The sequence below is a fragment of the Nitratireductor mangrovi genome (assembly GCF_007922615.2).
Classification (GTDB): domain Bacteria; phylum Pseudomonadota; class Alphaproteobacteria; order Rhizobiales; family Rhizobiaceae; genus Mangrovimarina; species Mangrovimarina mangrovi.
This window is the reverse complement of the sequence record NZ_CP042301.2, coordinates 687,828-712,872: the sequence shown is the minus strand read 5'-3', so window position 1 is coordinate 712,872 and position 25,045 is coordinate 687,828. Positions and strand designations below refer to the sequence as shown.

General features: G+C 66.0%; 24 protein-coding genes. 11 read left to right on the top strand and 13 right to left on the bottom strand.

All coding sequences use genetic code 11. The annotated features are described in order from the left end of the window. Positions 1 to 10 precede the first annotated feature (10 nt). From FQ775_RS03405 to FQ775_RS03380, 6 genes are all read right to left on the bottom strand, one after another. Positions 11 to 2,242, bottom strand: coding sequence for a sensor domain-containing protein (locus FQ775_RS03405; RefSeq protein WP_146299636.1), 2,232 nt, complete (start codon positions 2,240 to 2,242; stop codon positions 11 to 13). Positions 2,243 to 2,351: 109 nt separating this feature from the next. Further along, the gene (locus FQ775_RS03400) at positions 2,352 to 2,822 is read right to left on the bottom strand and encodes a molybdenum cofactor biosynthesis protein MoaE (RefSeq protein WP_146299637.1); all 471 of its coding nucleotides are present in this window, start codon (positions 2,820 to 2,822) and stop codon (positions 2,352 to 2,354) included. A 9-nt stretch (positions 2,823 to 2,831) separates the two neighbouring features. Further along, complete coding sequence (gene moaD, locus FQ775_RS03395) at positions 2,832 to 3,083, bottom strand: molybdopterin converting factor subunit 1 (protein WP_146299638.1); 252 nt, start codon at positions 3,081 to 3,083, stop codon at positions 2,832 to 2,834. 10 nt (positions 3,084 to 3,093) lie between these two features. Then, positions 3,094 to 3,675: a CDP-diacylglycerol--glycerol-3-phosphate 3-phosphatidyltransferase gene (gene pgsA / locus FQ775_RS03390; protein WP_146299639.1), complete on the bottom strand. Its 582-nt coding sequence runs from the start codon at positions 3,673 to 3,675 to the stop codon at positions 3,094 to 3,096. 97 nt (positions 3,676 to 3,772) lie between these two features. Continuing rightward, a complete protein-coding gene (gene uvrC, locus FQ775_RS03385) occupies positions 3,773 to 5,797 on the bottom strand; it encodes an excinuclease ABC subunit UvrC (RefSeq protein ID WP_146299640.1) in 2,025 nt (674 codons plus the stop codon). Next, positions 5,794 to 6,558 carry an SDR family oxidoreductase gene (locus FQ775_RS03380; protein ID WP_146299641.1) on the bottom strand — a complete coding sequence of 255 codons (765 nt, stop codon included), beginning with the start codon at positions 6,556 to 6,558 and terminating at the stop codon, positions 5,794 to 5,796. The genes uvrC and FQ775_RS03380 overlap by 4 nt, the downstream gene beginning before the upstream one ends. Before the next feature lie 395 nt (positions 6,559 to 6,953). On the opposite strand from FQ775_RS03380, the gene FQ775_RS03375 reads away from it, so the two are divergent. Next, a complete protein-coding gene (locus FQ775_RS03375) occupies positions 6,954 to 7,613 on the top strand; it encodes an outer membrane protein (RefSeq protein ID WP_146299642.1) in 660 nt (219 codons plus the stop codon). 78 nt (positions 7,614 to 7,691) lie between these two features. Here the strand turns inward: FQ775_RS03375 and ndk are convergent, their stop codons facing one another. Together ndk and FQ775_RS03365 are read right to left on the bottom strand one after the other, a co-directional pair. Then, positions 7,692 to 8,114, bottom strand: coding sequence for a nucleoside-diphosphate kinase (gene ndk / locus FQ775_RS03370; protein WP_146299643.1), 423 nt, complete (start codon positions 8,112 to 8,114; stop codon positions 7,692 to 7,694). A gap of 70 nt (positions 8,115 to 8,184) precedes the next feature. Continuing rightward, a complete protein-coding gene (locus FQ775_RS03365; RefSeq protein ID WP_146299644.1) occupies positions 8,185 to 8,877 on the bottom strand; it encodes a glutathione S-transferase family protein in 693 nt (230 codons plus the stop codon). A gap of 66 nt (positions 8,878 to 8,943) precedes the next feature. Between FQ775_RS03365 and FQ775_RS03360 the strand changes: the two genes are divergently transcribed. The 4 genes from FQ775_RS03360 (at position 8,944) to FQ775_RS03345 (ending at position 13,166) form a co-directional block, all read left to right on the top strand. Further along, entirely contained in the window at positions 8,944 to 9,456 is a 513-nt protein-coding gene (locus FQ775_RS03360) for a DinB family protein (protein ID WP_146299645.1), read from the top strand. Positions 9,457 to 9,476: 20 nt separating this feature from the next. Beyond that, positions 9,477 to 10,034, top strand: a complete 558-nt coding sequence (locus FQ775_RS03355; RefSeq protein ID WP_146299646.1) for a dihydrofolate reductase family protein — start codon at positions 9,477 to 9,479, stop codon at positions 10,032 to 10,034. Positions 10,035 to 10,485: 451 nt separating this feature from the next. Beyond that, on the top strand, positions 10,486 to 12,363 hold the full coding sequence (locus tag FQ775_RS03350) for an ABC-F family ATP-binding cassette domain-containing protein (RefSeq protein WP_146299647.1): 1,878 nt from the start codon (positions 10,486 to 10,488) through the stop codon (positions 12,361 to 12,363). Continuing rightward, positions 12,360 to 13,166 (top strand): crotonase/enoyl-CoA hydratase family protein, encoded by an 807-nt coding sequence (locus tag FQ775_RS03345; protein ID WP_146299648.1) that lies wholly within the window; start codon positions 12,360 to 12,362, stop codon positions 13,164 to 13,166. Before FQ775_RS03350 ends, FQ775_RS03345 begins: the two co-directional genes overlap by 4 nt. 18 nt (positions 13,167 to 13,184) lie before the next feature. Here FQ775_RS03345 and FQ775_RS03340 read toward each other — a convergent pair whose 3' ends face one another. From FQ775_RS03340 to FQ775_RS03325, 4 genes are all read right to left on the bottom strand, one after another. After that, positions 13,185 to 13,802, bottom strand: coding sequence for a hypothetical protein (locus FQ775_RS03340; protein WP_146299649.1), 618 nt, complete (start codon positions 13,800 to 13,802; stop codon positions 13,185 to 13,187). Positions 13,803 to 13,909: 107 nt separating this feature from the next. Continuing rightward, positions 13,910 to 14,596, bottom strand: a complete 687-nt coding sequence (locus FQ775_RS03335; RefSeq protein ID WP_206064824.1) for a class I SAM-dependent methyltransferase — start codon at positions 14,594 to 14,596, stop codon at positions 13,910 to 13,912. Further along, a complete protein-coding gene (locus tag FQ775_RS03330) occupies positions 14,593 to 15,042 on the bottom strand; it encodes a DNA polymerase III subunit chi (RefSeq protein ID WP_146299651.1) in 450 nt (149 codons plus the stop codon). Before FQ775_RS03330 ends, FQ775_RS03335 begins: the two co-directional genes overlap by 4 nt. Next, positions 15,039 to 16,544 carry a leucyl aminopeptidase gene (locus tag FQ775_RS03325; protein WP_146299652.1) on the bottom strand — a complete coding sequence of 502 codons (1,506 nt, stop codon included), beginning with the start codon at positions 16,542 to 16,544 and terminating at the stop codon, positions 15,039 to 15,041. Before FQ775_RS03325 ends, FQ775_RS03330 begins: the two co-directional genes overlap by 4 nt. Positions 16,545 to 16,776: 232 nt before the next feature. Here FQ775_RS03325 and lptF point away from each other — a divergent pair, with 232 nt between their 5' ends. From lptF to rsmA, 6 genes are all read left to right on the top strand, one after another. Then, entirely contained in the window at positions 16,777 to 18,021 is a 1,245-nt protein-coding gene (gene lptF / locus FQ775_RS03320) for an LPS export ABC transporter permease LptF (RefSeq protein ID WP_246730260.1), read from the top strand. Then, positions 18,018 to 19,106 (top strand): LPS export ABC transporter permease LptG, encoded by a 1,089-nt coding sequence (lptG, locus tag FQ775_RS03315; RefSeq protein ID WP_167812754.1) that lies wholly within the window; start codon positions 18,018 to 18,020, stop codon positions 19,104 to 19,106. Before lptF ends, lptG begins: the two co-directional genes overlap by 4 nt. Beyond that, on the top strand, positions 19,106 to 21,517 hold the full coding sequence (locus FQ775_RS03310) for an LPS-assembly protein LptD (protein ID WP_246730259.1): 2,412 nt from the start codon (positions 19,106 to 19,108) through the stop codon (positions 21,515 to 21,517). The genes lptG and FQ775_RS03310 overlap by 1 nt, the downstream gene beginning before the upstream one ends. Before the next feature lie 91 nt (positions 21,518 to 21,608). Beyond that, positions 21,609 to 22,532: a peptidylprolyl isomerase gene (locus tag FQ775_RS23865; RefSeq protein ID WP_246730258.1), complete on the top strand. Its 924-nt coding sequence runs from the start codon at positions 21,609 to 21,611 to the stop codon at positions 22,530 to 22,532. Positions 22,533 to 22,596: 64 nt separating this feature from the next. Beyond that, entirely contained in the window at positions 22,597 to 23,553 is a 957-nt protein-coding gene (gene pdxA / locus FQ775_RS03305; protein ID WP_246730340.1) for a 4-hydroxythreonine-4-phosphate dehydrogenase PdxA, read from the top strand. Beyond that, complete coding sequence (gene rsmA, locus FQ775_RS03300; protein WP_146299656.1) at positions 23,550 to 24,383, top strand: 16S rRNA (adenine(1518)-N(6)/adenine(1519)-N(6))-dimethyltransferase RsmA; 834 nt, start codon at positions 23,550 to 23,552, stop codon at positions 24,381 to 24,383. The genes pdxA and rsmA overlap by 4 nt, the downstream gene beginning before the upstream one ends. Before the next feature lie 4 nt (positions 24,384 to 24,387). Here rsmA and gmk read toward each other — a convergent pair whose 3' ends face one another. After that, positions 24,388 to 25,044 carry a guanylate kinase gene (gene gmk / locus FQ775_RS03295; RefSeq protein WP_146299657.1) on the bottom strand — a complete coding sequence of 219 codons (657 nt, stop codon included), beginning with the start codon at positions 25,042 to 25,044 and terminating at the stop codon, positions 24,388 to 24,390. Position 25,045: the final 1 nt, after the last annotated feature.

Genomic DNA, 25,045 nt, shown 5'->3' with positions numbered 1-25,045 from the left:
AACGCCCGTATCACGCCTTGAGGCGAACCACCTCGCCTTCGCTGGCACCGGACGCAGCGCCGTTGCGTTCGGCCACGAACGCCAGCAGTTCCGGCTCGCGGCAGGCCGGGCGGTAGAGATAACCCTGAAACAGGTCGCAGCCGAACGCATGCAGGAAGGCTTCCTGGTTGCGCGTCTCGACATGCTCGGCAACCGCATCGAGCCCGAGCGTATTGGCCATGGCGAGGATGGTGCGCACCAGCGCGCGGTCGTTTTCGGACTCCTCGATGTCCTGGACGAAGCTGCCGTCGATCTTGACCTCGTCGAACGGCAGCGCCTTCAGCCGCGCCAAGGACGAATAGCCGGTGCCGAAATCGTCGAGCGAGAAACGCACGCCGAGCTTCTTCAGCGCCTCCATATGGGCGGTCACGGTCTGCTTGTCCTTGGCCATGACGTGTTCGGTAAACTCGATCGTCAGCCGTGATGCATCGATCCCGTGGTCGGCGATCAGGCCAGCGAGCAGCGGCACGAAGCCGCTGCCGGCAAAGGATTGCACGCTGACGTTCAGCGCGAGCCTCAGTGTCCGCGTCTCCGGCCGCCGCCGCCAACGCGCCAGGGTGGCAACGCCGGTCGCCATGACAAAGCTGCAGAGCTGGTTCATCAGGCCCGACTGCTCGGCGAGCGGGATGAAACGGTCCGGCGGCACCATGCCGAGGCGCGGATGGCTCCAGCGCAGAAGCCCCTCGGCGCCGGCCACCTGGCCGGTGCGGTCGATCTGCGGCTGGTAGTGCAATTCCAGCGCCTTGTCGGAAATCGCGCGGCGCAACTCGCCCAGCAAGGTGAAACGCTCGGTCTCGCCGTCCATCCAGCGTGGATCGAACAACGCCAGCCCGTCGCGGCCGGCGCCCTTGGCCTGATACATGGCAATATCGGCGCGCTTCAGCAGTTCATCGGCGCGACGCTCGCGACCGTCGAAGACGACGACGCCGATGCTCGCTGACGAATTGTGCCGGATTTCATCCCGTTCGAAGGGAATGCGCAGCGCGGCGAGCAACTGGTTGGCCATGACGATGGCGCGCGACGCGGCGGCGGCGTCGCTGTCGCCGAGATCTTCGAGAATCACCACGAACTCGTCGCCGCCCATGCGCGCAACGGTGTCGGTTTCACGTACGCATTGGCGCAGGCGCCCGGCGATGTCGACCAGATATTCGTCACCGATGTCATGGCCCTGGGTGTCGTTGAGCGTCTTGAAGTTGTCGAGATCGATGAAGAACAGCGCCGCGCTGCGGCCGCCGCGGCGGCAATTCCTGACCGCCTGCGCGATACGGTCGTTGAGCAGGCGCCGGTTGGGCATGCGGGTCAGCGGATCGTAATAGGCCAGTTCCTCGATCTCGAGCGCCTGGCGCTTGCGCAGCGAGATGTCGGACACGTAGCCGTGCCAGATGATCGTCTCCTCCGACCGCTCGGGCTTCGCCGTCATGCGCAGCCACTTCTCGGTGCCGGTCGCGGCGACGATGCGGAATTCATGGTCGAAGTGCCCGGTTTTCTTCGCTTGCCGGAAGGCGTCGTAATAGGCCTCGCGATCCTCTTCCAGCACCAGCATCTGGAACATCTTGCCGCGCCGGTAATGCTCGCTGACGGCGATCCCGGTCAGGTTCTCGAAACCCTCGCTCAGATAGGTGATCTTCATGTCGTCGGCGCAGGTGCCGCTGAACTGGAACAGGCCGCCCGGCAAGTGGTTTGTCAGCTTGCGGAACTGCTCTTCCAGGCGCAGGCGCTCCACGGTCTCGGTGATCTCGCGGACCGAGCCTTCGTAATAGAGCGGGCGCCCAGACCGCTTGTCATGCACGATGCGTGCGGATTCGGTGATCCAGATACGTTCGCGCGTCTTGTGGCGATAGATCTCGGAGACAAAATCCTCGACATAGCCGTCACGCTCGAGGATTTCGCGAAACTCCTCGCGCCGTTTCGGGTCGACATACCACTCCTTGCCGATGTCCTTGACGCCCTCGAGCTGCTCGGCCTCGCTGGCGTAGCCGTTCAGCTTCACAAGGGCGCGGTTGGCGCTGAGCTGTCGCCCGTCGAGCGACGACCGGTAGATGCCCTCGGTGAGGTTTTCCACCAGTTCGGCAAGATTTTCGCGCTCGCTGAGCGATTGACGGTAGAGCCCGTAGAAACGCAGCATCGCCGCGAAGGCTGCCGCGACCAGCACGCAGGCCAGCGGCAGTACAACACGATCAGCTGTGACAATGTCCCCCAGCAACTGCGCCGTCCAACCCCGTTTCTTGCGCCTCTTGGCGATCGAAACTAACGGCAGCGTGTTGCGAAAGCTCTAATAGCGGCAAATCGCGATATTCATGCTTAAGAAGCCATTATCGTGGCTGCGGCTTCCGCCAGCGTGTGGCGGCCTCGTCATCGGCCTCCCGTGCCTCGACCCAGTCTCCCGCCGTGCCGTCGGCGCGATGCTCCTTCTTCCAGAAGGGCGCCCGCGTCTTCAGGAAGTCCATGAGAAAGGACGCCGCCTCGAAGGCGGCCTCGCGATGGCTGGAAGCGGCCAGCACGAGCACGATGTTCTCGCCCGGCGCCATCTTGCCAAAGCGGTGGATGACGGTCAGCGCCGCGAGCGGCCAGCGACCTGCCGCCTCCTCGGCTATCCGCCCGATCTCGGCCTCAGCCATGCCGGGGTAATGTTCGAGTTCGAGCGCCGACAAGGCGCCGGCCTCATCGCGGCAGAGGCCCGAGAACGTGACCACGGCGCCGATGTCGGTTCGGCCTCCGGCGATCGTCGCAAGTTCGGCGCCAATGTCGAAATCGTCACGCTGGATACGGATGACCGGCGTCATCGGCAGAGCCTACCCGCCGGTCATGGGCGGAAACAGCGCGATCTCGCGCGCGCCCGCAATCTTTTCGGAATGGCCGACATGCTCGTGATTGATGGCGACCCGGATCGCCGAGGCATGCTGGAGCGCGGCCTCATAGCCCTCGCCCCGCCCCTTCAGCCAGGCCAGCAGGTCGCGGACCGTTTCGATGCCGTCGGGGAGTTCGACCTCCTCCTCGGCGTGACCGATGCGCTCGCGGACCCAGGCGAAATAGATGAGCTTCATGGCAAATCCGTCAGTCGATGATGTGCTTCAGCCCGGCGCGGAAATAATCGTAGCCGGTATAAAGGGTCACCAGCGCCGATACCCATAACAGCGTCAAGCCAGCCTCCGTGGTATAGGGCAATATCTTGTCGCCGGCCGGACCGGCGAGCAAGAAGCCTATCGCTATCAACTGGATGGTCGTCTTCCATTTCGCAAGCCGGGTGACCGGCACGCTGACCTTCAGTTCGGCGAGATATTCGCGCAGGCCCGACACGAGGATCTCGCGGCACAGGATGATGATCGCCGCCCATAACGACCACTTGTCGATGGTGCGGTCGTAGGCCAGCAGCAAGAGCGCCGCCGAGACAAGCAGCTTGTCGGCAATCGGATCGAGCATCTTGCCGATGTTTGACGTCTGTTCCCAGACGCGGGCGATGTAGCCATCCAGATAATCGGTGATGCTGGCCAACACAAAGATGGCAAGCGCCGACCATCGCCAGAAATCGGTCGGGCGGGTCCGCCCCTCGAGGTAGAAGCAGATAAGGATCAGCGGCACGGCCAATATCCGCCCGTAGGTCAGGATATTGGGAAGATTGAATGCGCGCTTGGACATGAAGGTCGGAACACCGGTTCGGGACGGCTACTCAAACCAGAAGGCCCTGCCACGGGTCAACATCGAAGGCGTCTTTGCCGGCAAACCGGCGTCGGTCTCAACCGTTTTCGTGGAAATGGGCATAAATCTGCTTCGCCATCGCCTCCGAGATGCCATCGACGCCGAGCAAATCCTCGACACCGGCGCGGCTGACCGCCTTTGCGGTGCCGAAATGGTGCAACAGCGCGCGCTTGCGCGCCGGTCCGATGCCCTCGATCTCGTCGAGAGGGTTCCTCACCATCTCCTTCTTGCGGCGCGCCCGGTGCGACCCGATGGCGAAGCGGTGCGCCTCGTCGCGCAGCCGCTGGACGAAATAGAGCACAGGGTCCCGCGGCGGCAGCATGAAGGGTTCGCGGCCGGCGACGAAAAAGCGCTCGCGGCCGGCGTCGCGGTCGACACCCTTGGCAACACCGATCGCGGTGACCCGGTCGGCGATGCCGAGATCGTCGAGCACCGAGCCCACGGCCGACATCTGGCCCTGGCCGCCGTCGATCAGGATCAGGTCGGGCCAGGCCGGCATCGCGCCGGTATCGTCGTCCTCTTCGGCGGCGCTGCCCGCTTCCGCGGTCTCTTCCTTCAACAGCCGCGCGAAGCGGCGCTCGATCACCTCGCGCATCATGCCGAAATCGTCGCCCGGGGTGATGTCGGTCGAGCGGATGTTGAACTTGCGGTAATGCGCCTTGGCGAAGCCCTCCGGGCCGGCGACGATCATGCCGCCGACCGCGTTGGTGCCCATGATGTGCGAGTTGTCGTAGACCTCGATGCGGCGCGGCGGCGCCTCAAGGCCGAACGTGTCGGCGAGCCCGGCAAGCAGGCGCGCCTGCGACGAGGTCTCGGCCAGCCGCCGGCCCAGCGCCTCGCGTGCGTTGTGCAGCGCATGGTCGACCAGGTCCTTCTTTTCGCCGCGCCGCGGCACCGAGATCGCGACGCGGCGGCCGGCCTTGGTCGAAAGCGCCTCGCCGAGCAGTTCCTGCTCCTCGACCTGATGCGAAAGCAGGATCGTGCGCGGACAGGGTTTGTCGTCGTAGAACTGGGTCAGGAAGGCCCCAAGCACCTCCGTGGCCTCCAGCGAGCCGTCGGCCTTCGGGAAATAGGCGCGGTTGCCCCAGTTCTGGCCGGTGCGGAAGAAGAAGACCTCGATGCAGTTCTGACCGCCCTCCTGGTGGATGGCGAAGACGTCGGCCTCCTCGACCGATTGCGGGTTGATGCCCTGGTGGCTCTGGACATGGCTCAAGGCGGCGAGCCTGTCGCGCAGGACGGCGGCGCGCTCGAAATCGAGCTTCTCCGACGCCTCCTGCATGGCCCCGGAAATCTCCGCCTTCACCTTCTGGCTGCGGCCGGAGAGGAACTCCTTCGCCTCGGCGACCAGTTCGCCATAGGCCTCGTCGCTGATCTCGCGGGTGCAGGGACCCGAGCAGCGCTTGATCTGGTAAAGCAGGCAGGGCCGGGTGCGGCTTTCGAACACCGAATCCGTGCATGAGCGCAGCAGGAAGGCGCGCTCCAGCGCGTTGATGGTGCGCCCGACGGCGCCGGCGGAGGCGAACGGGCCGAAATAGTCGCCCTTGCGCGAGCGCGCGCCGCGATGCTTGAAAATGCCTGGCGCGCGGTGGTCGCCGGTGACCAGGATGTAGGGAAACGACTTGTCGTCGCGCAAAAGCACGTTGAAGCGCGGCCTCAGGCGCTTGATCAGGTTGGCTTCGAGCAGCAGCGCCTCGACCTCGGTGCGGGTCACGACGAATTCCATCGCCGCGGTCTCGCGCACCATGCGCCCGATGCGGTTGGTGTGGCCGCGCCCCTGGGCATAGTTGGTGACACGCTTCCTGAGGCTGCGGGCCTTGCCGACATAAAGCACGTCGCCGGCCGCGTTCATCATGCGGTAGACGCCGGGCGCATTGGGCAGACGCTTGACGAAGGCGGCGATCACCTCGGCGCCGCTCTTGCCGTCGAGACCGGTGGGACCGGAATCCCATTCGATGCCGGCATCGGGCGGGGCGGCGGGCGCACCGATGTCCGCTGCCGGGGCATCGACGCCGTCCGTCAGGACCTGGCCCTCCTGTTCGTTCCCGTGCCTGGCGTTCATCATTCGCGCATGCCTGTCACATCGGCGGTCTGCCAGGCAAGGTGCTGGCCGCCGTCGAGGGCGATCATCTGGCCGGTGATCGACGGCGTTTGCCACAGATAACGGATGGTGGCGCCGAATTCCGTCAGGAGAGGCCCCTGTCCGAGCGGCAGCGCAGCGGCCTGGGCGGCGAAGTCGGCGTCGTTCTGGCGTTCGTTCTTCAGGGTCGGGCCGGGGCCGATGGCGTTGACCCTGATATGCGGGGCCAGTGCCTGGGCCATGGTGCGGGTCGCCGTCCACAAGGCCGATTTCGACAGCGTGTAGGAAAAGAACTGTGGCGTCAGTTTCCAGACGCGCTGGTCGATCATGTTGACGACAAGGCCGGTCTCCCCGGCGGGAAGCCCGGCCGCCATGCGCGAGGCGAGCGCCACCGGCGCCTTCAGATGCAGGGCGAAGTGGCGCTCCCATTTTTCCCAGTCGGGTGTGGCGGCGCTGTCGTCCTCGAAGGCGGAAGCATTGTTGACGAGGAGCCGCACCGGGCCCAGCTCGCCAGCGACGACGTCGGCGAGTGCGGCCGTCCCGGCCATGTCGGACAGGTCGGCGGCAAAGACGGCCGCGCGGCCGCCTTCAACGGCGATGGTCTGGGCAAGGTCGTCGGCAGCACGTCGCGAGCGATTGCAATGGATCGCGACGGCGAAGCCGTGCGCGGCCAGGTCGCGGGCGATGGCCGCGCCGAGCCTTTTTCCGCCTCCGGTCACCAGTGCGACGGGGCCTGCCGCGGTCATGGAATCCTCGCTCGTTAACATGGCAGACATATATGCGGCAAAATGACGATGGGAAGAAGCGGGTGCGTCCGCGTCCTGCCGAAACGGCTGTGGATGCAGGGCCCGGAACTTGCCGTTGCGCGCAACCAAAAGCTTTTTTGATTCAGATAGTTAGGGTGACAGCACGGTGCGACGCGGGCTGCAACCGACGCAGCCCTGTTGCGCAAACGTCACGTCATCTTTCCGCCGCATCGCCGCCAGCCAAAGATCAGATTTCCGGTGCGATTCAGCCGCATTCGAAACCGACATTCCGGCCTGTCGGGCTCGTTTCACCCCTCACCCTCCCAAGGCGGGTCCGGTCAAGTTCACGCGTTGAAGGTTTCGGCCTTCATCCTCTGGCTAAGGAGCTAACAACAATGACAGCCAAATCCACTTTCGCACGCTCGGGGCTCGCCGCGGTCGGCCTGACAGCCTTCATGGGAATCGCGCCCGCTTTCGCGGCCGATGTCGTCGAGCCGATTCCGGCCGAGCCGCTGCCCATCGAGGAAGTGCCGGTCTACACCTGGTCCGGCGGTTATGTCGGCGTCTATGCCGGCTACGGCTTCAGCGGCCGTACCGAGACGCCGGGCAACACGATCAACACGGACGGCTTCCAGGGCGGCGCCTTCGGCGGCTGGAACGGCCAGGACGGCATGCTGGTCTACGGCCTCGAAGCCGATATCGGCTACAACGGCAATGAAGGCGTCAATGCCGGCCAGGCCTCGCAGTCGGGCATCGACGGCACGCTGCGCGCCCGCGTCGGCGTTGCCGTCAACGACAGCGTGCTGGTCTACGGCACGGCCGGCGGCGCGGCCAGCCGGCTGGAAATGTCGGATGCGGCCACTGCCGACACCAACACGATGCTTGGCTGGACGGCCGGCATCGGCACCGACGTCAAGCTGACCGAACGCGTCTTCGCGCGCGGCGAATACCGCTATGTCGACTACGGCTCGGAAAACTTCGCCCTTTCGGGCGGCGCGACCCCGGTCGACGTGCGCGAGAACAAGGTGCTGTTCGGTCTCGGCATGAAGTTCTGAGTGGCATAGCCGAGCCGAACGAAAAAGCCCCGGTCGCGAACGACCGGGGCTTTTTTTGTTGCCGTCAGTGCGGCTGGATCAGCCGACGATCTCGATATCGGAAAACCAGTACTTGATTTCCTGCGCCGCGGTTTCCGGGGCGTCGGAACCGTGGACGGAGTTTTCGCCGATCGACTGGGCGAAGGCCTTGCGGATCGTGCCCTCGGCGGCGTCGGCCGGGTTGGTGGCGCCCATGACTTCGCGGTTCCTGGCGATGGCGTTCTCGCCTTCCAGCACCTGCACGATGGTCGGGCCCGACGACATGAACTCGCACAGTTCGCCGAAGAACGGGCGCTCCTTGTGCACGGCGTAAAAACCCTCGGCCTCGCGCCGGCTCATCCACACGCGCTTGGAGGCGACGACACGCAGGCCCGCCTCTTCCAGCTTGGCGGTGATGGCGCCGGTCAGGTTGCGCCGGGTCGCGTCCGGCTTGATCATCGAGAAGGTGCGTTCGATCGCCATCGAGAAATCCTTTGTTCGTGCGGGGAAAGTGGCGGCTCTATACAGGCCGCCCCCCGCCTTGCCAAGGGTTTCAGGCCGCCGCCGGCACCTGCCGCGCCATGCCTTCGTGCAGGGAAAGGCAACGCTCGAACCAGTCGGTCACGGGATCGCCGTCGGCGAGTATCCTGAAAGGCGAGATCACACGCGCCCACTGGAACGCGCCGAAGACGATGTAGTCGCAAAAGAGCGGGCGCTCGCCGCCGATGAAGGGCTGGACGGAGAGCATGTTGCGCAGCGGTTCGAGCCGCGCGTGGAAGCCGGCGAGCTTTTCCTCGCGGCCTTCGGGCATCTCCTCCAGCGGCTTGCCGAAACGGCCCTCGCGCGACTGGCGGAAATAGGCCTGGTCGGCCTCGCCGAGACGGTCATGGATGTCCATCAGCAGCGCGCCGCCGATATAGCCGTGCAAAGTCACCTGGCTCCAGCGCTCGACAAAGCGCGCCATCGCCTTGCCGCCATCGCCGCCGAAAAGCGTCGGCCGGTCGGGATAGGCTTCGTCCAGATAGAGCGCGATCTCGAAGGAATCGGCGACCAGGCGCTCGCCGTCGCGGATCAGCGGCACGATTTTGGTGGCGCCGTCCTCGATCTTCGGCACCTCGGTGAAAGGCGTCGCCACGCGCTCGAACGCCAGTCCCTTGTGGGCGAGCGCCATCGCCGCCTTCCAGCAATGCGGGCTGAACGGGCGCGCCGCGTCGGCACCGACGAGGTCATAAAGAAGGATTGTCATGGATCGGCTCCGGCTGGGATGGTAGGGAGGCGCAATTCAGCGCGTTCGGGGCCAAAAGAAAAGGGCATGAAGCACCATTTCCGCATGATGGCGGCCTATAACCGCTGGGCCAATGCCGCGATCTACGATGCGGCCGGCGAACTGACCGACGCCGAGTTCGCGCGCGACGTCGGCGCCTTCTTCGGCTCCATGAAAGGCACCCTCAACCACCTCCTGGTCGCGGACCGCATCTGGATGAAACGCTTTACCGGCGAGGGCGACGCGCCGAAGACGCTCGACGCCATCATCCACCCCAACCTCGCCCCGCTGCGGGTGGCGCGCGAGGCCGAGGACAAGCGCATCGTCGACTGGGTCGACGGACTCGACGAGACGGCACTTGCCGGCCGCTTCACCTATATCACCGTGACCGACATGCGCACGGTGAGCCAGAAGCTGGCGCCGGCCCTGTCGCACCTGTTCAACCACCAGACCCATCACCGCGGCCAGGCGCACACGGTGCTTTCGCTGCTCGGCCATGCGCCGCCCTCGCTCGACCTGATCTACTTCCACAGGACGGACGAGGGGCGGGAATACGCGTAGGCATGGCTTAGGCTCGCCGCATGGGAATACTGACCTTCAGCATCAAAGTCACCCTGGACGGCTGCATCGACCACCGGGAGGGCATAGCCGACGACGAGACCCACGCCTTCTTTACCCGCCTCATGGACGAGGCCGGGGCGATGCTGTGGGGTCGCGTCACCTATGAGATGATGGAGAGCTACTGGCCAGCGGTCGCCCGCGGCGACGTGGAGGCGCCGCCGGCGCTACGCGAATGGGCGGTCAAGCTGGAGGCCAAGCCGAAATATGTGGTTTCCTCGACGCGAACGGCCTTCCCATGGACCGGCAGCCATCACGTTGCAGGCGACCTGCGCACCGAGGTCCAGAGGCTCAAGGACACGACCGCGGATGGCGTGCTGCTGGGCAGCGGCAAGCTGGCGACCGAACTCGACCGGCTGGACCTGATCGACGAGTACAAGTTCCTTGTCCACCCGAGGATCGCCGGCCACGGACCGACCCTTTACGGGAGCGGCTTGCCTGGCACACGAAGGCTCGATTTGATCTCGGCGAAGCCGCTCCGCAACGGCGCGGTCGCCATGCATTACCGGCGCGCGCGCTGAATTGTCACCGTGTCAACGCGCCTTCACGACACCGTCGGGCGGGATACGCTCAGGCGCCGTGCCTTCGTCGGCGGCTATCGCCAGACCACCAGCCCCAGATGTTCCTCGATCGTATCGAAATCACGGTCGTTGTGAAGGTGCGCCACCCTGTAACGACCCGCAGCGAGCCCAACGCGGCTTCGACAAGGCGCAACCTTGGTCCTTCGCGCAAGCCCTGAAGCAACTCGACCAGGATCAGGTCTCCGACGATGGGCTGGTGGTCAGCCAGGACGGCATCGAGCCTTGTCGCGATGGCGTCTCCCGCTCCGCAAACGCCTCGATCCATATTGATGTATCGACGAGCATCAGTCCCGACGCATCGCGTCGAGGTCTCCACATCCAGGCTTGCGGCAGCAATGAACACTCTGCGCCCCTTGCATCAAAGGCGGCTCTCGGCCACAACGCCGCGGCCATGATCACCATCAACGACCTTTCCCTGCGCGTCGCCGGGCGCCTTCTGATCGACCACGCCTCGCTGGCGCTGCCCGCCGGCGTCAAGGCGGGGCTCGTCGGCCGCAATGGCACCGGCAAGACCTCGCTGTTCCGCGCCATCATGGGCGAACTTCCGACAGAAAGCGGCTCGGTGTCGCTGCCGAAAAACATGCGCATCGGCCAGGTGGCGCAGGAAGCGCCGGGCACCGACGATCCGCTGATCGAAATCGTGCTCGCCGCCGACACCGAGCGCGCCGCGCTGATGGCAGAGGAAAAGACCGCGAGCGACCCGCACCGCATCGCCGAGATCCACACAAGGCTTGCCGACATCGACGCCCATTCCGCCGAGGCGCGCGCGGCGACCATCCTTGCAGGCCTCGGCTTCGACGAGGATGCGCAGAAGCGCCCTGCCCGTTCGTTCTCGGGCGGCTGGCGGATGCGCGTGGCACTGGCGGCGGTGCTGTTCGCCGAGCCCGACCTGCTGCTTCTCGACGAGCCGACCAACTATCTCGACCTGGAAGGCACGCTGTGGCTGGAAAGCTACCTGGCGCGCTACCCGCACACCGTGCTCTTGATCAGCCACGACCGCGACCTTTTGAACCGGGCGGTCGGCTCGATCGTGCATCTCGACAAGCAGAAACTCACCTTCTGGCGCGGCGGCTACGACCAGTTCGAGCGGCAGTTCGCCGAAAAGCAGGCACTGCAGGAAAAGTCGCGGATCAAGCTCGAAGCCAAACGCAAGCACATGGAGGCCTTCGTCGAGCGCTTCCGCTACAAGGCGTCGAAGGCGCGGCAGGCGCAGTCGCGCCTCAAGGCGATCGAACGCATGGGCACCATCGCCGCAGTGGTCAACGAGACGGTGCGCCCCTTCTCCTTCCCGGCGCCGGTGCGGCAGGTCGCCTCGCCGATCGTGGCGATCGAGAACGGCGCCGTCGGCTACGCGCCCGGCAAGCCGGTCTTGAAGAACCTGTCGCTGCGCATCGACGAGGACGACCGCATCGCGCTGTTGGGTGCCAACGGGAACGGGAAGTCGACCTTCGCCAAGCTGGTCTCGGGGCGGCTGAAGCTCGAGACCGGGCGCATGACGCTGGCGCCGCAGATGCAGGTCTCCATGTTCGCCCAGCACCAGCTCGAGGAACTGCGGCCGGCCGAAAACGCCATCGAGCATGTTCGCCGCATGCTGCCAGACCAGCCCGAGGCCAAGGTGCGCTCGCGCGTGGCACAGATGGGCCTTGCCACCGAAAAGATGACAACGCCGGCGCGCGACCTTTCCGGCGGCGAGAAGGCGCGGCTTCTGATGGGGCTTTCGGCGCTCGAAGGGCCGAACCTCTTCATCCTCGACGAGCCGACCAACCATCTCGACATCGATTCGCGGCAATCGCTGATCGAGGCGCTCAACGACTATCCGGGCGCCGTCATCATCATCTCGCACGACCGACACCTGATCGAGGCGACGGCCGACCGTCTGTGGCTGGTGCGCGACGGCACGGTGGCGCCGTTCGACGGCGACATCGCCGACTATCGCGGCCTGGTCACCGGCGGGGCAAGCGACAGGCGCGAACGGCGCGAAGCCGACAAGGCCTCGAAGGCGGAGAAGCGGCGCGAGGCGGCCGAACGGCGCAAGGCGATGGAGCCGGTGGCCAAGCAGATCAAGGCGACCGAGGGGCTGATCGAACGCACCCGCAAGCGCATCGAATTGATCGAGACCGAGCTTGCCAATCCCGAGCTCTACGACAAAGACTCCGCCAGGGCAGCCCGTCTCGGCAAGGAACGCTCCGACCTCGCCGACCAGCTCGCCCGCCACGAGGACATGTGGCTGAACCTTTCGGCGGAGTACGAGGAAGGCATGGCGTCATGACGGTGACGGTCGAAAACAGGAACGAAATCACGATCGTGACGATCGACCGCGCCGAGGCGCGCAATGCCGTCAACCCGGCAATGGCGGAGGCGCTGTTCCGCGCCTTTGTCGATTTCGACCGCGACCCGGAACGCAAGGTAGCGGTGCTGACCGGGGCCGGCGGCGTCTTCTGCGCCGGCTTCGACCTCAAGCACGCGGCCGGCGGCATGGACGAGCAATGGTTTGCCGCCCACGACCTCGACCCGGCCTTCGACGGCCATGAAGACCAGCCGCGCAAGGGACCGATGGGGCCGACACGGCTGACCTTGACCAAGCCCGTCATCGCCGCGGTAGCCGGCCCGGCGGTTGCCGGCGGCATGGAACTGGCGCTCTGGTGCGACCTGCGCGTCATGGAGGAGAGCGCCTATATGGGCGTCTACTGCCGGCGCTGGGGCGTGCCGCTGATCGACGGCGGCACGGTGCGCCTGCCGCGCATCGTCGGGCACGGCCGCGCCATGGACCTGATCCTGACCGGGCGCAAGGCGGAAGCGCAGGAATGCCTTGAAATGGGACTCGCCAACCGGCTGTGCGCAGATGGCAAGGCGCTGGAGACGGCGCTGGAACTGGCCACCGAGATCGCCCGCTTCCCGCAGGCCTGCATGCGTGCCGACCGCAAATCGGCGATGCAACAGTGGTCGCTCGGCATGGCGCCGGCGCTCGGCAATGAATGGAAAAGTGCGGCTGCTTTCCGCGCCGAAGGCAGCGAAGGCGCGGCGCGCTTCGCCTCGGGCAAGGGCCGCTCGGGCGACTTCGGCGAGATTTGAACGGCGTGGCCGCCCTGTTCAATCCGACTTGCCGCCCCTGCCCCAGCGCGGCTTCTTCGGTTCGGAGCGTTGCGCCTTGCGGCGGCGGCGAAACCGGAATGCGACGACAAGGCCGATGAAGCCGACCGCCATCAAGGCATAGCCGGCGGGCACGGCGCGCGGGTCGAGGTCGAAGGCGCCGGCGCGCAGGATCAGGTCGACCCTTTCCATCTCGACATCTTCGGCATCGCCCGGCCCGACGGTGAACATGTAGCGGTGCTCGCCGTCGACCGGGTCGATGACGCCGACCTCGTCGCGATAGACATGGCCGGCGACCTGGGGGCTGTCCTGATGGGTGGCGGCGTGCACGAAGGTAACGGTTTCGGCCAGCACGGTACGGCCGTCGGTCGACGCCGTCACGGTCAAGACGGTGCGGTTGTTGGTCGGACGGAAATTGCCGGTGGCGGCCATGTCGACCAGCACACGCACCGGCGCCTCCGACGGCGCCAGCGCCACTTCGGCCGGGCTGAACCCGCTGCCGCGCTCGAAGACGCGGTAGTTGCCGATCTCATAGCCGGAGACATTCTGCACGGCCCAGGGATAGCCGATGCCGAGCGCCAGCCCCGCCGCCAAGATGATCAGGAAGAAAAACCGCAACGTGACGTTCCCCTGCTTTCGGGCCCTCGCCTTTGGCCCTCGCTTCTTGCCGCGTCAGCGATGTGGCACGGCCTCCGGGCGATGTCCAGAAACCGCGCCGGCCGCTCTCAGGCCCGGCGCCATTCGGCGAAGACGTGCGGACTGGTCCGGTCGGGCCGCTGGAAGGCGAAGCGGGTCTCGTTCACCAGCTCAAAGCCGAGATGCGCGAAATGGCCGGCCTCGTCCTCGGTCAGCGGCCATGGCGGGCCGTCCACCGCCTCGCCCACCGGCCGCAGCCGCGTGTAGACCAGCAGCGTGCCGCCGGGCGCGACCAGCGAGGCGATCGCCTCGGTGAACGCACGGTGCATCGACGGCGCCACGGACTGGATGGTGTAGCATTCATGGACGAGATCGAAGACGCCGATCCAGCCGCGCGGCAATTCCAGGAGATCCGCGACCCGATAGTCGACCGGCGAGTCTGGGAAGCGTTGCCTCGCCCAGTCGATCGCCTTTCGCGACAGGTCGAAGGCCGTGGTCCGGTAGCCGGCCGCGGCCAATGCCTCGGCATTGTCGCCGAGACCGCAGGCGACGTCGATCGCAGTACGGCCGGCGCCAGCGTGATCGGCCAGCCAGTCGGCCAGTTGCTTCTTGGCCTGCAGGTCGGCCCATGGCACCGCCGCGGCGTCGCCCCCGGCCTGTTCGTAGACCTGGTCGAAGAAATCCTTGCGGTCGGGCTGGCGTTCGAGCTCGCGCGAATCGAGGCGGTCGATGCGCTTTTTCGCCTCCTCGCGGCGGCGCTCGAAATCGTCCGTCACGCCTTGCGCTCCCAGCGCCGGTCCTCTGTCTGCTGCCAGTAGGTCGCCTGATGGCCGGCAGCCTTCAGCGCCTTCCAGTGGCGGCGCGCGGCTTCCAGATGTGCCTCGTCATGGCCGTCGAACATGATCACGGCACGTTCGTAGCCGCCGAGGTCGGGCGGCTCGGCGCCATCGACGACGAAGCGCACGGTGGCGCCGTTGGCGTTGTCCGGCCCGGTGGTCAGGAGCACCGGCTGCTCGTCCGCATGCGGCTCGCGGTCGGTGGCGTGGCCGATGAAGGAATCGTCGCGCCAGGTCCACAGATGCTGGTCGAGCGCGTCGCGGCGCTCCTCGCTGCCGGTCTGGACCACCACCTTCCAGCCGCGCTGCAGCGACCGTTCGACCAGGGTCGGAAGCGCGTCTTCCAGCGTCGAGTCGGTCAGGTGGTAGAACAGAACCTCGGTCACTTCTCGTAGCTGTCCCTCACCATGCGATCGAGCAGCCTGACGCCGTAGCCCGAGCCCCAGGACTGGTTGAGATCGTTCGATGGCGAGCCCATGGCGGTGCCGGCGATGTCGAGATGCGCCCAGGGCGTATCCTTCACGAAGCGCTGCAGGAACTGCGCTGCTGTGATGGCGCCGCCATAGCGGCCGCCGATGTTCTTCATGTCGGCGTTCCTGGAATCTATCAGCTTGTCGTATTCCGGCCCCATCGGCATGCGCCACACCTTCTCGCCGCTCGCCGTGCCCGCCGCGGCGAGGTTTCCGGCAAGTCCGTCGTCGTTGGAGAACAGGCCGGCATGCTCCTGGCCGAGCGCAATCATGATGGCGCCCGTGAGCGTGGCGAGGTTGATCATGAATTTCGGCTTGAATCGGTCATTGCAGTACCAGAGCGCATCGGCGAGCACGAGCCGGCCTTCGGCGTCGGTGTTCAGGACCTCGATGGTCTGGCCCGACATCGAGGTGACGATGTCGCCGGGGCGCTGGGCATTGCCGTCGAGCATGTTCTCGACCAGGCCGATGATGCCGACGGCGTTGACCTTGGCCTTGCGGGCGGCGAGCGCGTGCATCAGCCCGGTGACGGCGGCCGCACCGCCCATGTCGCCCTTCATGTCCTCCATGCCGGCGGCGGGCTTGATGGAGATGCCGCCGGAATCGAACACGACGCCCTTGCCGACGAAGGCCAGCGGCGCGTCCTTGGCCTTGCCGCCCTTCCACTGCATGATCGCCAGCCGCGGCGGCCGCGCCGAGCCCTGGGCAACGCCGAGGAGCGCACCCATGCCGAGCTTCTTCATCTCCTTCTCGGTGAGCAGTTCGACCTCGACGCCGAGTTCCTCGAGCGCCTTGGCGCGCGCCGCGAATTCGACCGGGCCGAGCAGGTTGGCCGGCTCATTGACGAGGTCGCGGGCAAGGTTGACGCCGCCGGCGATCGCCTCGCCATCGGCGAAGGCCTTCTTGGCACGGCCGGGATTGGCGCACTGGATGGTGACGCGCACCGGCTTGTCCTTGTCTTTCGCCTTGTCGCCGTCGTCGTCCTTGTCCTTGCGGGTCTTGTATTTGTCGAAGGCATAGGCCCTGAGCAGAATGCCGAGCGCACAGGCGGCGGCCGCGGCCTCGTCCGGCGTCTCGTCGGCCGCGTCGAAGACGATAACGGCCTCGCCCGCCTTCTTCAGCAGCGGCCAGCAGGCGCCGCCAAGCCGCATCCAGACGTTTTCGTCGCGCTTGGCGGCCTCGCCGGCTCCGATGACCGCGAAACGGTCATAGGGAGCGCCGTCCGGCGCCAGTATCTCGAGCGTGGCGCCGGCCTTGCCCTTGTAGTCGGCAACCTTGATGGCGCGGGCGATGACGCCGGCCGGATCGAGGGCGCTGGCGGTGTCGGCGATCTTGTTGTCCTGCGTGGCGATGACAAGCACGCTGCCCTTCCGGGGGGCGGAAAACTTGGCAAAACTGATCTTGGGCGATTGCGGCATGAGATTCCCGAAAAAGACTGAGGAGATGGGGATTGCGGTTGAATCGGCGCAGACCCTAGAAAGTCCGGCAGAGCGAGGCAAGCGAATCGACTCGGGAACCGGTGGCTTAACCTTTCGCTAACCGCGTCCCTTGGTCCTTTTTTAGCCTTGCTTGGGCACGATCGTCGCGGGACACGGGATCGCCGCCTGAACCTTGTAGGAACAGCCCGCTTTGCCTAGTTTGGCGGCGGGGTTGAGCGCCGGGCGCGCCACGAACAGGGACGTCAACACTTTCGCGATGAAGCTCGTCGAAAGATATATCTTCTCACGCGCGTTCAAACTGTCCGCGGGGGCGCTCCTGGTGGCGCTGGCGATCGCGTGGACGACGCAGATCCTGGCGCGCATCAACATCGTCACCGACAGCGGCCAGACCGCCGGGACCTTCCTCGAACTGGCGACTCTGCTGTTGCCGAAGGTCGTGCCGGTGGTGATGCCGTTCGCGATCATCATCGGCATTTCGCAGACGCTCACGACGATGAACCAGGATTCCGAGCTGGCCGTGATCGCGGCGTCCGGCTCCTCGCGCTCGACCATCCTCAAGCCGATGCTCGTCCTGGCGCTGATGGCCTGCGTGCTGGCCTTCCTGGTCAACAATCTGGTCGAACCGCTGTCGCGCCAGCGCGTGCGCGAGATCGTCGCAACCGCGCATGCCGACCTGCTGTCGACCGTCATCCAGGAAGGCACGTTCCGCAAGATCGACGAGGGCCTGTTCGTGCAGATCGCCGAGCGCCTGCCCGACGGCCGGCTGGGTGGCATCTTCGTCGCTGATTCGCGGCAGGAGGGCATCGATCTCAACTACTACGCCAAATATGGCGAGGTGCAGCAGCGCGATGACCAGCAATTCCTGTTCATGATCGACGGCGAGGTGCACCGCAAGAGCCCGGGCGGCGACGTCTCCGTGGTGCGCTACGCCTCCTACGCCTTCGACCTCTCCGAGTTCGCGCCGAAGGCGGCGGCTGCGCAATATGCGCCAAAGGACCAGACGCTCACCTATCTGCTTTGGCCGGATCCCAACGACGGCTATGTGAAGAACGCGCCGGCCTTCTTCTACGCCGAACTGCACCGGCGCTTCACCGAATGGGCCTATCCGCTGGTCTTCGCGCTGATCGCGCTGGCGGCGGCCGGTGACGTGCGATCGCACCGACAGGCCAGGGTGCATCCCATGGTGACCGCGATCTGCTTCGCGCTGCTTGTGCGCTGGGAGGGCTATTTCGTCGCCGACAAGGCAGAAAACTCGAGTGCCTTCGTGCCACTCGTCTACGCGGTACCGATCCTCAACGGCGCGTTCGCGGCCTATTTCATCGCACGCAACAAGGTGTTCGAGTTCCCGGCGTCGTGGACCGACCGCGTCGCCGGGCTCTTCAACGCAGCGCGCGCTCGTCTGCTGAGGTTGCGCTTCGGCGTGTCCGGGCGCCGCCTCGAAGGGGGCAGCCCGTGATCGGCTGGACCCTCGGGCAGTATTTCTTCCGCCGCTATCTGGTGATCACGGGCTGGTTCCTGGCCGGGATCTTCGCGCTCGTCTACATCATCGACTTCACCGAGCAATCGGGCCGCTTCTCCGGACTGCCCGGCTATTCTCTCGATCTCGGCCTGCTGATGAGCACGTTGCGGGTGCCGATGGTGCTCCTGCAGACCATTCCCTTCGTGGCGCTGTTTTCGGCGATGGCGACGCTGGTTTCGCTCAACCGCAAATACGAACTCGTCGTGACAAGAGCGGCAGGCGTCTCGGCCTGGCAGTTCCTGCTGCCGATCTGCATTGGGGCGCTCTTGTTCGGGCTGGCGTCGGTGCTCCTCCTGAACCCGATCGCGGCAAAGGGCCTGGGCCGCGTCGAGGAACTGGAAGCGGAGCTTCGCTCGGGGCAGTCCAACGTGGTTTCCGCCTTCGCGGCACCCTGGCTGCGGCAGCGGACCGACGACGGCGACACCATCATCGGCGCCCGCGCCGTGCTCGACAACGGACTGACGCTCTCCGACGCGGTCTTCATCCACCTCGACGACGACGGCGACATCGTCGCCCGCCAGGACGCCAAGCGCGCTCAACTCCGCGACGGCTACTGGGCGCTCGAGCAGGTGCGGCGCTTCGAGACCGGCGACAGGCCGGTTACGCTCGAATCGGCGCGGGTGGCGACGGGACTCAGGCCCGAATTCGTCGAGCAGCGACTGGCGCGACCCGAGGCGACGCCGTTCTTCGAACTCGGCGAGAAGATCGAGACCGCCAAGGCCTACGGATTTTCCGCCAGCGCATTTTCGATGCATTATCATTCACTTGTGGCACTTCCGCCACTACTGGTCGCCATGACGCTGATAGCGGCAACGGTTTCGATGCGCTTCGTCCGTCTCGGCCAGTCCGGGCACCTGATTCTGGGTGGCATCGTGGCCGGCTTTCTGCTTTATGTCGTGTCGACCTTGGTCAAGGCGTTCGGCAGCGCGGGGATCGTGCCGCCCGTGGTCGCGGCATGGCTGCCAGTTGTCATTGCAGCATTGTTCGGAGTTACATTCTTGCTGCACAAGGAGGACGGTTAGTGGGGTTGAGGAGGGCTAGCGGCGAAAGGCGCCTGCAAAGGCGCCTTCTGGGGAGTGCGACCGCGCTCGCCGGCCTGCTCATTGCCGGCGCCGTCGACATCCCGTCGGCCCGTGCCCAGATCATCGACGATCTTGGCGCCAGCGTCAGCTCCTCCGACCAGTTGCTGCTGGAAGCCGATACCCTTACCTACGACAACGTCAACCAGACGGTGACCGCCGAAGGTTCGGTGCGCATCGACTATGGCGGCAACAAGATGGTTGCCCATCGCGTCGTCTACAACCAGGCGACGGGCCGCCTGGTGGCGACCGGCAATGTCGAGATCGTCGACCCGCAGGGCACGCGCATCTTTTCCGACGAGATCGACGTCACCGACGACTTCAAGGACGGCTTCGTCGCGGCGCTGCGCGTGGAGACCGCCGACAAGACCTATTTCGGGGCCGAGAGTGCCGAGCGGCGCGGCGGCACCGTGACGACCTTCGTCAACGGCGTCTACACCGCTTGCGAGCCTTGCGAGGAAAAGCCGGACAAGGCGCCGGTCTGGCGCATCAAATCGCGCCGGATCATCTGGAACGCCGACGCCAAGACGGTGCGTTTCGAAAAGCCGCGCTTCGAGCTGTTCGGCCTGCCGATCGCCTACCTGCCGGCCTTCGAGATGGCCGACCCGACCGTCAAGCGCAAAAGCGGCTTCCTGTTTCCCGGCATCGGCTTTTCCGACGACCTCGGCAACAGTGTCACGATACCCTACTTCTTCGCGCTGTCGCCGACCTATGACCTGACTATCGCCCCGACCTATTACGGCCGCCAGGGCTTCATGGGCGAGGTCGAGTGGCGGCAGCGGTTCAATTCGGGCGAGTATTCGATCAAGATCGCCGGCATCGACCAGCAGGAACCGACCGCCTTTACCCCCGGCTATGTCGACCGGACCGTCACGACACGCTTCATGGCCGGTTCCAAGGGACGGTTCCAGATCAACCCGCGCTGGACCTTCGGCTGGGATGTGCTGGTGCAGACCGATCCGAATTTTTCGCACACTTACGGGATAGGCGGCTACGCGGAATATGTACGCCGCAACCAGATCTACCTGACCGGCATCAACGACCGAAACTATTTCGACCTGCGCTTCTACAAGTTCCAGGTCCAGGAAGTGACACCGCGGACCAGCGCGGCAGCGCGCGACCCGGTGCAGCCCTGGGTGCTGCCCTCCTTCGACTATTCCTACACGGTCGACGAGCCCGTTGCCGGCGGCGAGCTCAGCTTCGACATCAACACGCAGGTCATCCACCGCGATCGGCTCGATTTCCTGCCGGGGCGGCCGGCGGTGCCCGGCTATGACGGCACGAACGGGCGTGTCACCGCGGAGGCGGAGTGGAAGAAGACCCACGTCACCTCCGGCGGGCTCCTGGTGACGCCGTCCCTGCATGCGCGGATCGACGGCATCGGGGTCGACACCAGCGCCGCCGCAATGGGAGCGGTGGGCACGATGGCGGGGGGCATCTCTGGCGCGGCCTATTCGAACGACGGAACCGCCTACGGCGCTGTCGCGGCCGATATTCGGTCGTCGTATTTCCGGGCGATGGCGACGGCCGGGCTCGAGGCGCGCTGGCCGGTGCTGTTTTCCACCGCGAGTGCAACCCATGTGCTCGAGCCGATCGCGCAGCTGTTCATCCGCCCAGACGTCGCCCACGCGGGAACGCTGGGCATTCCCAACGAGGACGCCCAGAGCCTTGTCTTCGACGCCTCGACGCTGTTCGAACGCGACAAGTTTTCCGGCTACGACCGCATAGAAAGCGGTGTGAGGGCCAATCTCGGCTTCCGTTACTCCGGAAGCTTCGCCAATGGCTGGGCGGCGAACGCTATCTTCGGCCAATCCTATCACCTGGCCGGCGACAACCCGTTCGCCTCGCCCGATCTGGTCAATGTCGGCGCCTTTTCCGGCCTGGAAACCGATGTGTCCGATTTCGTCGGCATGGCCAGCGTGACCTCTCCGGGCGGCGTCATCTTCAGCGCCGGTGGCCGTTTCGACGAAAAGACGCTGGCCATGCGCCGCGCCGAAACGAGCATCTCGATCCCGTTCGACGGTCACAGGATCAACGCCGGCTATACGTTCATCGACGCGCAACCGCTCTACGGCTTCGCCGCCGATCGCCAGGAGGTCACCCTCGGCGGGCGGGCGCAACTGCACGAATACTGGAGTGTGTTCGCTTCCGGCACCTACGACCTCGTGTCCGACACGCTGGCCAGCAGCTCGTTCGGTTTCGCCTATGATGACGAGTGCTTCAACTATTCGATGACATTCTCGCGCTCGCAGAACACGATCTCGCAGGCGGTCAGCTACAGCGTCGGATTCACCCTTTCCTTCCGCACGCTCGGCGATATCGGAACGTCATCGGGCGCTCTCGGAAACAATTGACGTGGGAGGCCGTCATCCTTTCGCCGTATAGGCGGAGCACGGGCTTGGTCCCATGAATGGACACCCAACCAGTAGAGAACGGAGCTCAGCCATGAAACCAGCTCTGCACCGCCTTGCATCGGCGAGCCTTGTCGTGGCCCTCGCCCTGTCCCTTCATATGGCAGCGCCGGTCGCCCCGGCAGCGGCGAGCGAGATCCGCTACATCATCAACAACGTCCCGGTGACCTCCTACGACATTGCGCGGCGCAAGGCCTTCCTGCGCCTGCAGCGGCGTTCGGACAACGCAAACGAACAGATGATCGAGCAGACGCTGAAGGCGATCGAGATCAGGCGTCTGAACATCAAGGTGCCCGACCAGCAGGTGGACGAGGCCTATGGCCGCTTTGCCTCCGGCAACAAGCTGTCGCTCGCCCAACTGGACCAGATCATGGCGCAATCGGGCGTCACCAAGGATCATTTCAAGGACTTCATCCGGGTACAGATCGGCTGGAACAGGGCGCTGGGCGCGCGCTTCCGGGCCCAGGAGCGCATGACCGAGCAGGACGCCGTCCACCGCATGCTGCAGGAGGGTGGCAACAAGCCGTCCGCGACCGAGTACATGCTGCAGCAGGTCATCTTTGTCATTCCGGCCGGAGAACGAGGTTCATTGCTCGGCAAGCGGCGCAAGGAAGCCACCGCCATGCGTGAGCGCTTCAATGGCTGCGACGGCACGCGCCAGTTCGCCAAGGGCCTGATCGATGTCACAGTCCGCGATCTCGGTCGTGTGGTGGCGCCGGAACTGCCACCGGACTGGAAGGACCAGATCGTCAACACCAAGCCTGGCCAGGCGACACCGTTGCGCGAGACCGAACGCGGCGTCGAGTTCATCGGCATCTGCAGTACGCGCGAGGTTTCCGACGACCGCGTCGCGCAGATGGTGTTCGAGAACGAAACCGCGACCGACGAGAAGGCCGACGAACTCAGCAAGAAATATCTTGCCGAACTGCGCGAGAAAGCCCGCATCGTTGAACGCTGACGGCGGACCGCCGCTTGCCCTGTCCTCGGGCGATCCTTCCGGCATAGGCCCCGAAATCGCGCTCATGGCGTGGGCGGACCGCAAGCGGCTTGCCCTGCCCTCTTTCTATGTGCTCGGCGACGTCGCGCTCCTGAAGGGACGGGCCGCCGCCCTCGGCATCGACATCCGGGTTCAGGAGACCGCGCCTGGCGAGGCCAGCGACGCCTTTGACGGCGCGCTGCCGGTGGTTCCGCTCGAGAACCGGTTCCTGGATCAGCCGGGGCTGCCCAACGCCGCCAACGCGGCCGGGATCGTCGAGGCGATCGACCGCGCCGTGGCGGACACGATGGGGGGCGCAGCCAGCGCCGTCGTCACCTGCCCGATCGCCAAGAAGCCGCTCTACGACGCCGGCTTCGCCTTTCCCGGCCATACCGAATATCTCGCCCATCTTTCCGAGAAGGCGACCGGCCGGGCCGTGACACCGGTGATGATGCTGGCCGGGCCGGAATTGCGGGCGGTGCCCGTCACCATCCATATCCCGCTGTCCGAGGTGCCGCGGCGCCTGACGACCGCGGCGATCGTGGAAACGGCCACCATCACCGAGCGTGACCTCGCAGGGCGCTTCGGCATCGCCGCGCCGCGGCTCGCCATTGCCGGGCTCAACCCGCATGCGGGCGAAATGGGCGCCATGGGCGAAGAGGACGAGACGATCGTGCGGCCGGCTGTCGAGGCACTTCGCGCTGCGGGCATCGACGCCAGCGGTCCGCTGCCGGCCGACACCATGTTCCACGCCGCGGCGCGAGCCGGCTACGACGCCGCGATCTGCATGTATCACGACCAGGCGCTGATCCCGGCCAAGGCGCTTGCCTTCGACGAGACCGTCAATGTAACGCTCGGCCTGCCCTTCGTGCGAACATCGCCCGACCACGGCACGGCGTTCGGCATTGCCGGCAAGGGCGTCGCCCGGCCCGACAGCCTTGTGGCCGCGCTGCGTCTCGCCAAGCGCCTGGCGGACGGACGCGCACGCGCCGCCACGCCATGAGCCCCGACGGCCTGCCGCCGCTGCGCGAGGTGATCGCGCGATACGAGCTGGCGCCGAGGAAGTCGCTCGGGCAGAACTTCCTGCTCGACCTCAACCTGACCGGCAAGGTCGCCCGCGCCGCCGGCGACTTGACCGGCGCCACGGTGATCGAGGTCGGACCGGGCCCCGGCGGGCTGACCAGGGCGCTGCTGATGGGAGGCGCGGCAAAGGTCATCGCGGTCGAGCGCGACGAGCGCTGCCTGGCCGCGCTGGCGGAGATTTCGGCGCATTATCCGGGGCGGCTGGAGACTGTCTCCGGCGACGCGCTGACGACCGACTTCGCAGCCCTTGCCGCCGGCCACGAACGCGTGCTGATCGTCGCCAACCTGCCCTACAATATCGGCACCGAACTGCTCGTCGGCTGGCTGACGGCGGAGCCGTGGCCGCCCTTCTACGAATCGATGACGCTGATGTTCCAGCGCGAGGTGGCCGAGCGCATCGTGGCGGCACCCGGCAGCGGCGCATACGGCCGGCTCGGCGTGCTGGCCGGCTGGCGCACGCAGGCGCGGATCGCCTTCGACGTGCCGCCGCAGGCCTTCACCCCGCCACCCAAGGTGACGTCGTCGGTGGTCCACCTGGCGCCCCGGCCGGAGCCACTGCCGACGGACGCCCGACGACTGGCGCGGGTGACGCAGTCCGCGTTCGGGCAGCGGCGCAAGATGCTGCGCCAGAGCCTGAAGCCGCTCGGCGGCGAAGCGCTGCTGGAAAAGGCGGGGATCGACCCGACACGCCGCGCCGAGACGCTGTCGGTGGCGGAATTCGTCGCGCTGACCGCAGCCCTCGACGGCTGAGGCTTCAGCCGGTGCGCTCGTCGAGCAGGCCGGAAACGAAGTCGAACAGTCCCGGACGGCGGTCGCGCTTGAGACGTTCGGCGGTAACAATCGCCTGGACCGCCTTGAAGGCCGCCTGCAGATCGTCATTGATCACGACATAATCGTATTTGCGCCAGTGCTCGATCTCTGCGCGCGCGTTGGCCAGCCGCGCCTCGATGACCTTGTCCTGGTCCTCGGCGCGGCGCATCAGCCGCTCCCTCAACGCGGCCATGGACGGTGGCAGGATGAAGATCGACACGATGTCGGCGGGCATACGCTCGCGCAACTGATCGGCCCCCTGCCAGTCGATGTCGAACAGCATGTCGCGCCCTTCGGCCATCGCCGCTTCGGCCGGCGCGCGCGGCGTGGCGTAGAAATTGCCGTGCACCTCGGCCCACTCCAGAAGCGCGTCGTCGTCGCGCTGGTGGTCGAAGTCGCGCTTGGTCACGAAATGATAATGCACGCCGTCGATCTCGCTGCCGCGCCGTGGTCGCGTCGTCAGACTCACGGAGAGTTCGAAGCCCTTGTCCTCCTCCAGGAGGTTGCGCGCGATCGTTGACTTGCCGGCGCCCGAGGGCGACGACAGAACGAGCATCAGGCCGCGGCGGCGGATGGAAGCGGACGGGGGCCTTTCGCCCATT

Excerpts from the sequence above, each read along its gene's own strand:
- FQ775_RS03400 (WP_146299637.1), bottom strand. The coding sequence starts at position 2,822 with ATGACGCCGGTCATCCGTATCCAGCGTGACGATTTCGACATTGGCGCC.
- moaD (WP_146299638.1), bottom strand. The coding sequence starts at position 3,083 with ATGAAGCTCATCTATTTCGCCTGGGTCCGCGAGCGCATCGGTCACGCC.
- pgsA (WP_146299639.1), bottom strand. The coding sequence starts at position 3,675 with ATGTCCAAGCGCGCATTCAATCTTCCCAATATCCTGACCTACGGGCGG.
- uvrC (WP_146299640.1), bottom strand. The coding sequence starts at position 5,797 with ATGATGAACGCCAGGCACGGGAACGAACAGGAGGGCCAGGTCCTGACG.
- FQ775_RS03380 (WP_146299641.1), bottom strand. The coding sequence starts at position 6,558 with ATGACCGCGGCAGGCCCCGTCGCACTGGTGACCGGAGGCGGAAAAAGG.
- FQ775_RS03375 (WP_146299642.1), top strand. The coding sequence starts at position 6,954 with ATGACAGCCAAATCCACTTTCGCACGCTCGGGGCTCGCCGCGGTCGGC.
- ndk (WP_146299643.1), bottom strand. The coding sequence starts at position 8,114 with ATGGCGATCGAACGCACCTTCTCGATGATCAAGCCGGACGCGACCCGG.
- FQ775_RS03365 (WP_146299644.1), bottom strand. The coding sequence starts at position 8,877 with ATGACAATCCTTCTTTATGACCTCGTCGGTGCCGACGCGGCGCGCCCG.
- FQ775_RS03360 (WP_146299645.1), top strand. The coding sequence starts at position 8,944 with ATGAAGCACCATTTCCGCATGATGGCGGCCTATAACCGCTGGGCCAAT.
- FQ775_RS03355 (WP_146299646.1), top strand. The coding sequence starts at position 9,477 with ATGGGAATACTGACCTTCAGCATCAAAGTCACCCTGGACGGCTGCATC.
- FQ775_RS03350 (WP_146299647.1), top strand. The coding sequence starts at position 10,486 with ATGATCACCATCAACGACCTTTCCCTGCGCGTCGCCGGGCGCCTTCTG.
- FQ775_RS03345 (WP_146299648.1), top strand. The coding sequence starts at position 12,360 with ATGACGGTGACGGTCGAAAACAGGAACGAAATCACGATCGTGACGATC.
- FQ775_RS03325 (WP_146299652.1), bottom strand. The coding sequence starts at position 16,544 with ATGCCGCAATCGCCCAAGATCAGTTTTGCCAAGTTTTCCGCCCCCCGG.
- FQ775_RS23865 (WP_246730258.1), top strand. The coding sequence starts at position 21,609 with ATGAAACCAGCTCTGCACCGCCTTGCATCGGCGAGCCTTGTCGTGGCC.
- pdxA (WP_246730340.1), top strand. The coding sequence starts at position 22,597 with ATGGCGTGGGCGGACCGCAAGCGGCTTGCCCTGCCCTCTTTCTATGTG.
- rsmA (WP_146299656.1), top strand. The coding sequence starts at position 23,550 with ATGAGCCCCGACGGCCTGCCGCCGCTGCGCGAGGTGATCGCGCGATAC.
- gmk (WP_146299657.1), bottom strand. The coding sequence starts at position 25,044 with ATGGGCGAAAGGCCCCCGTCCGCTTCCATCCGCCGCCGCGGCCTGATG.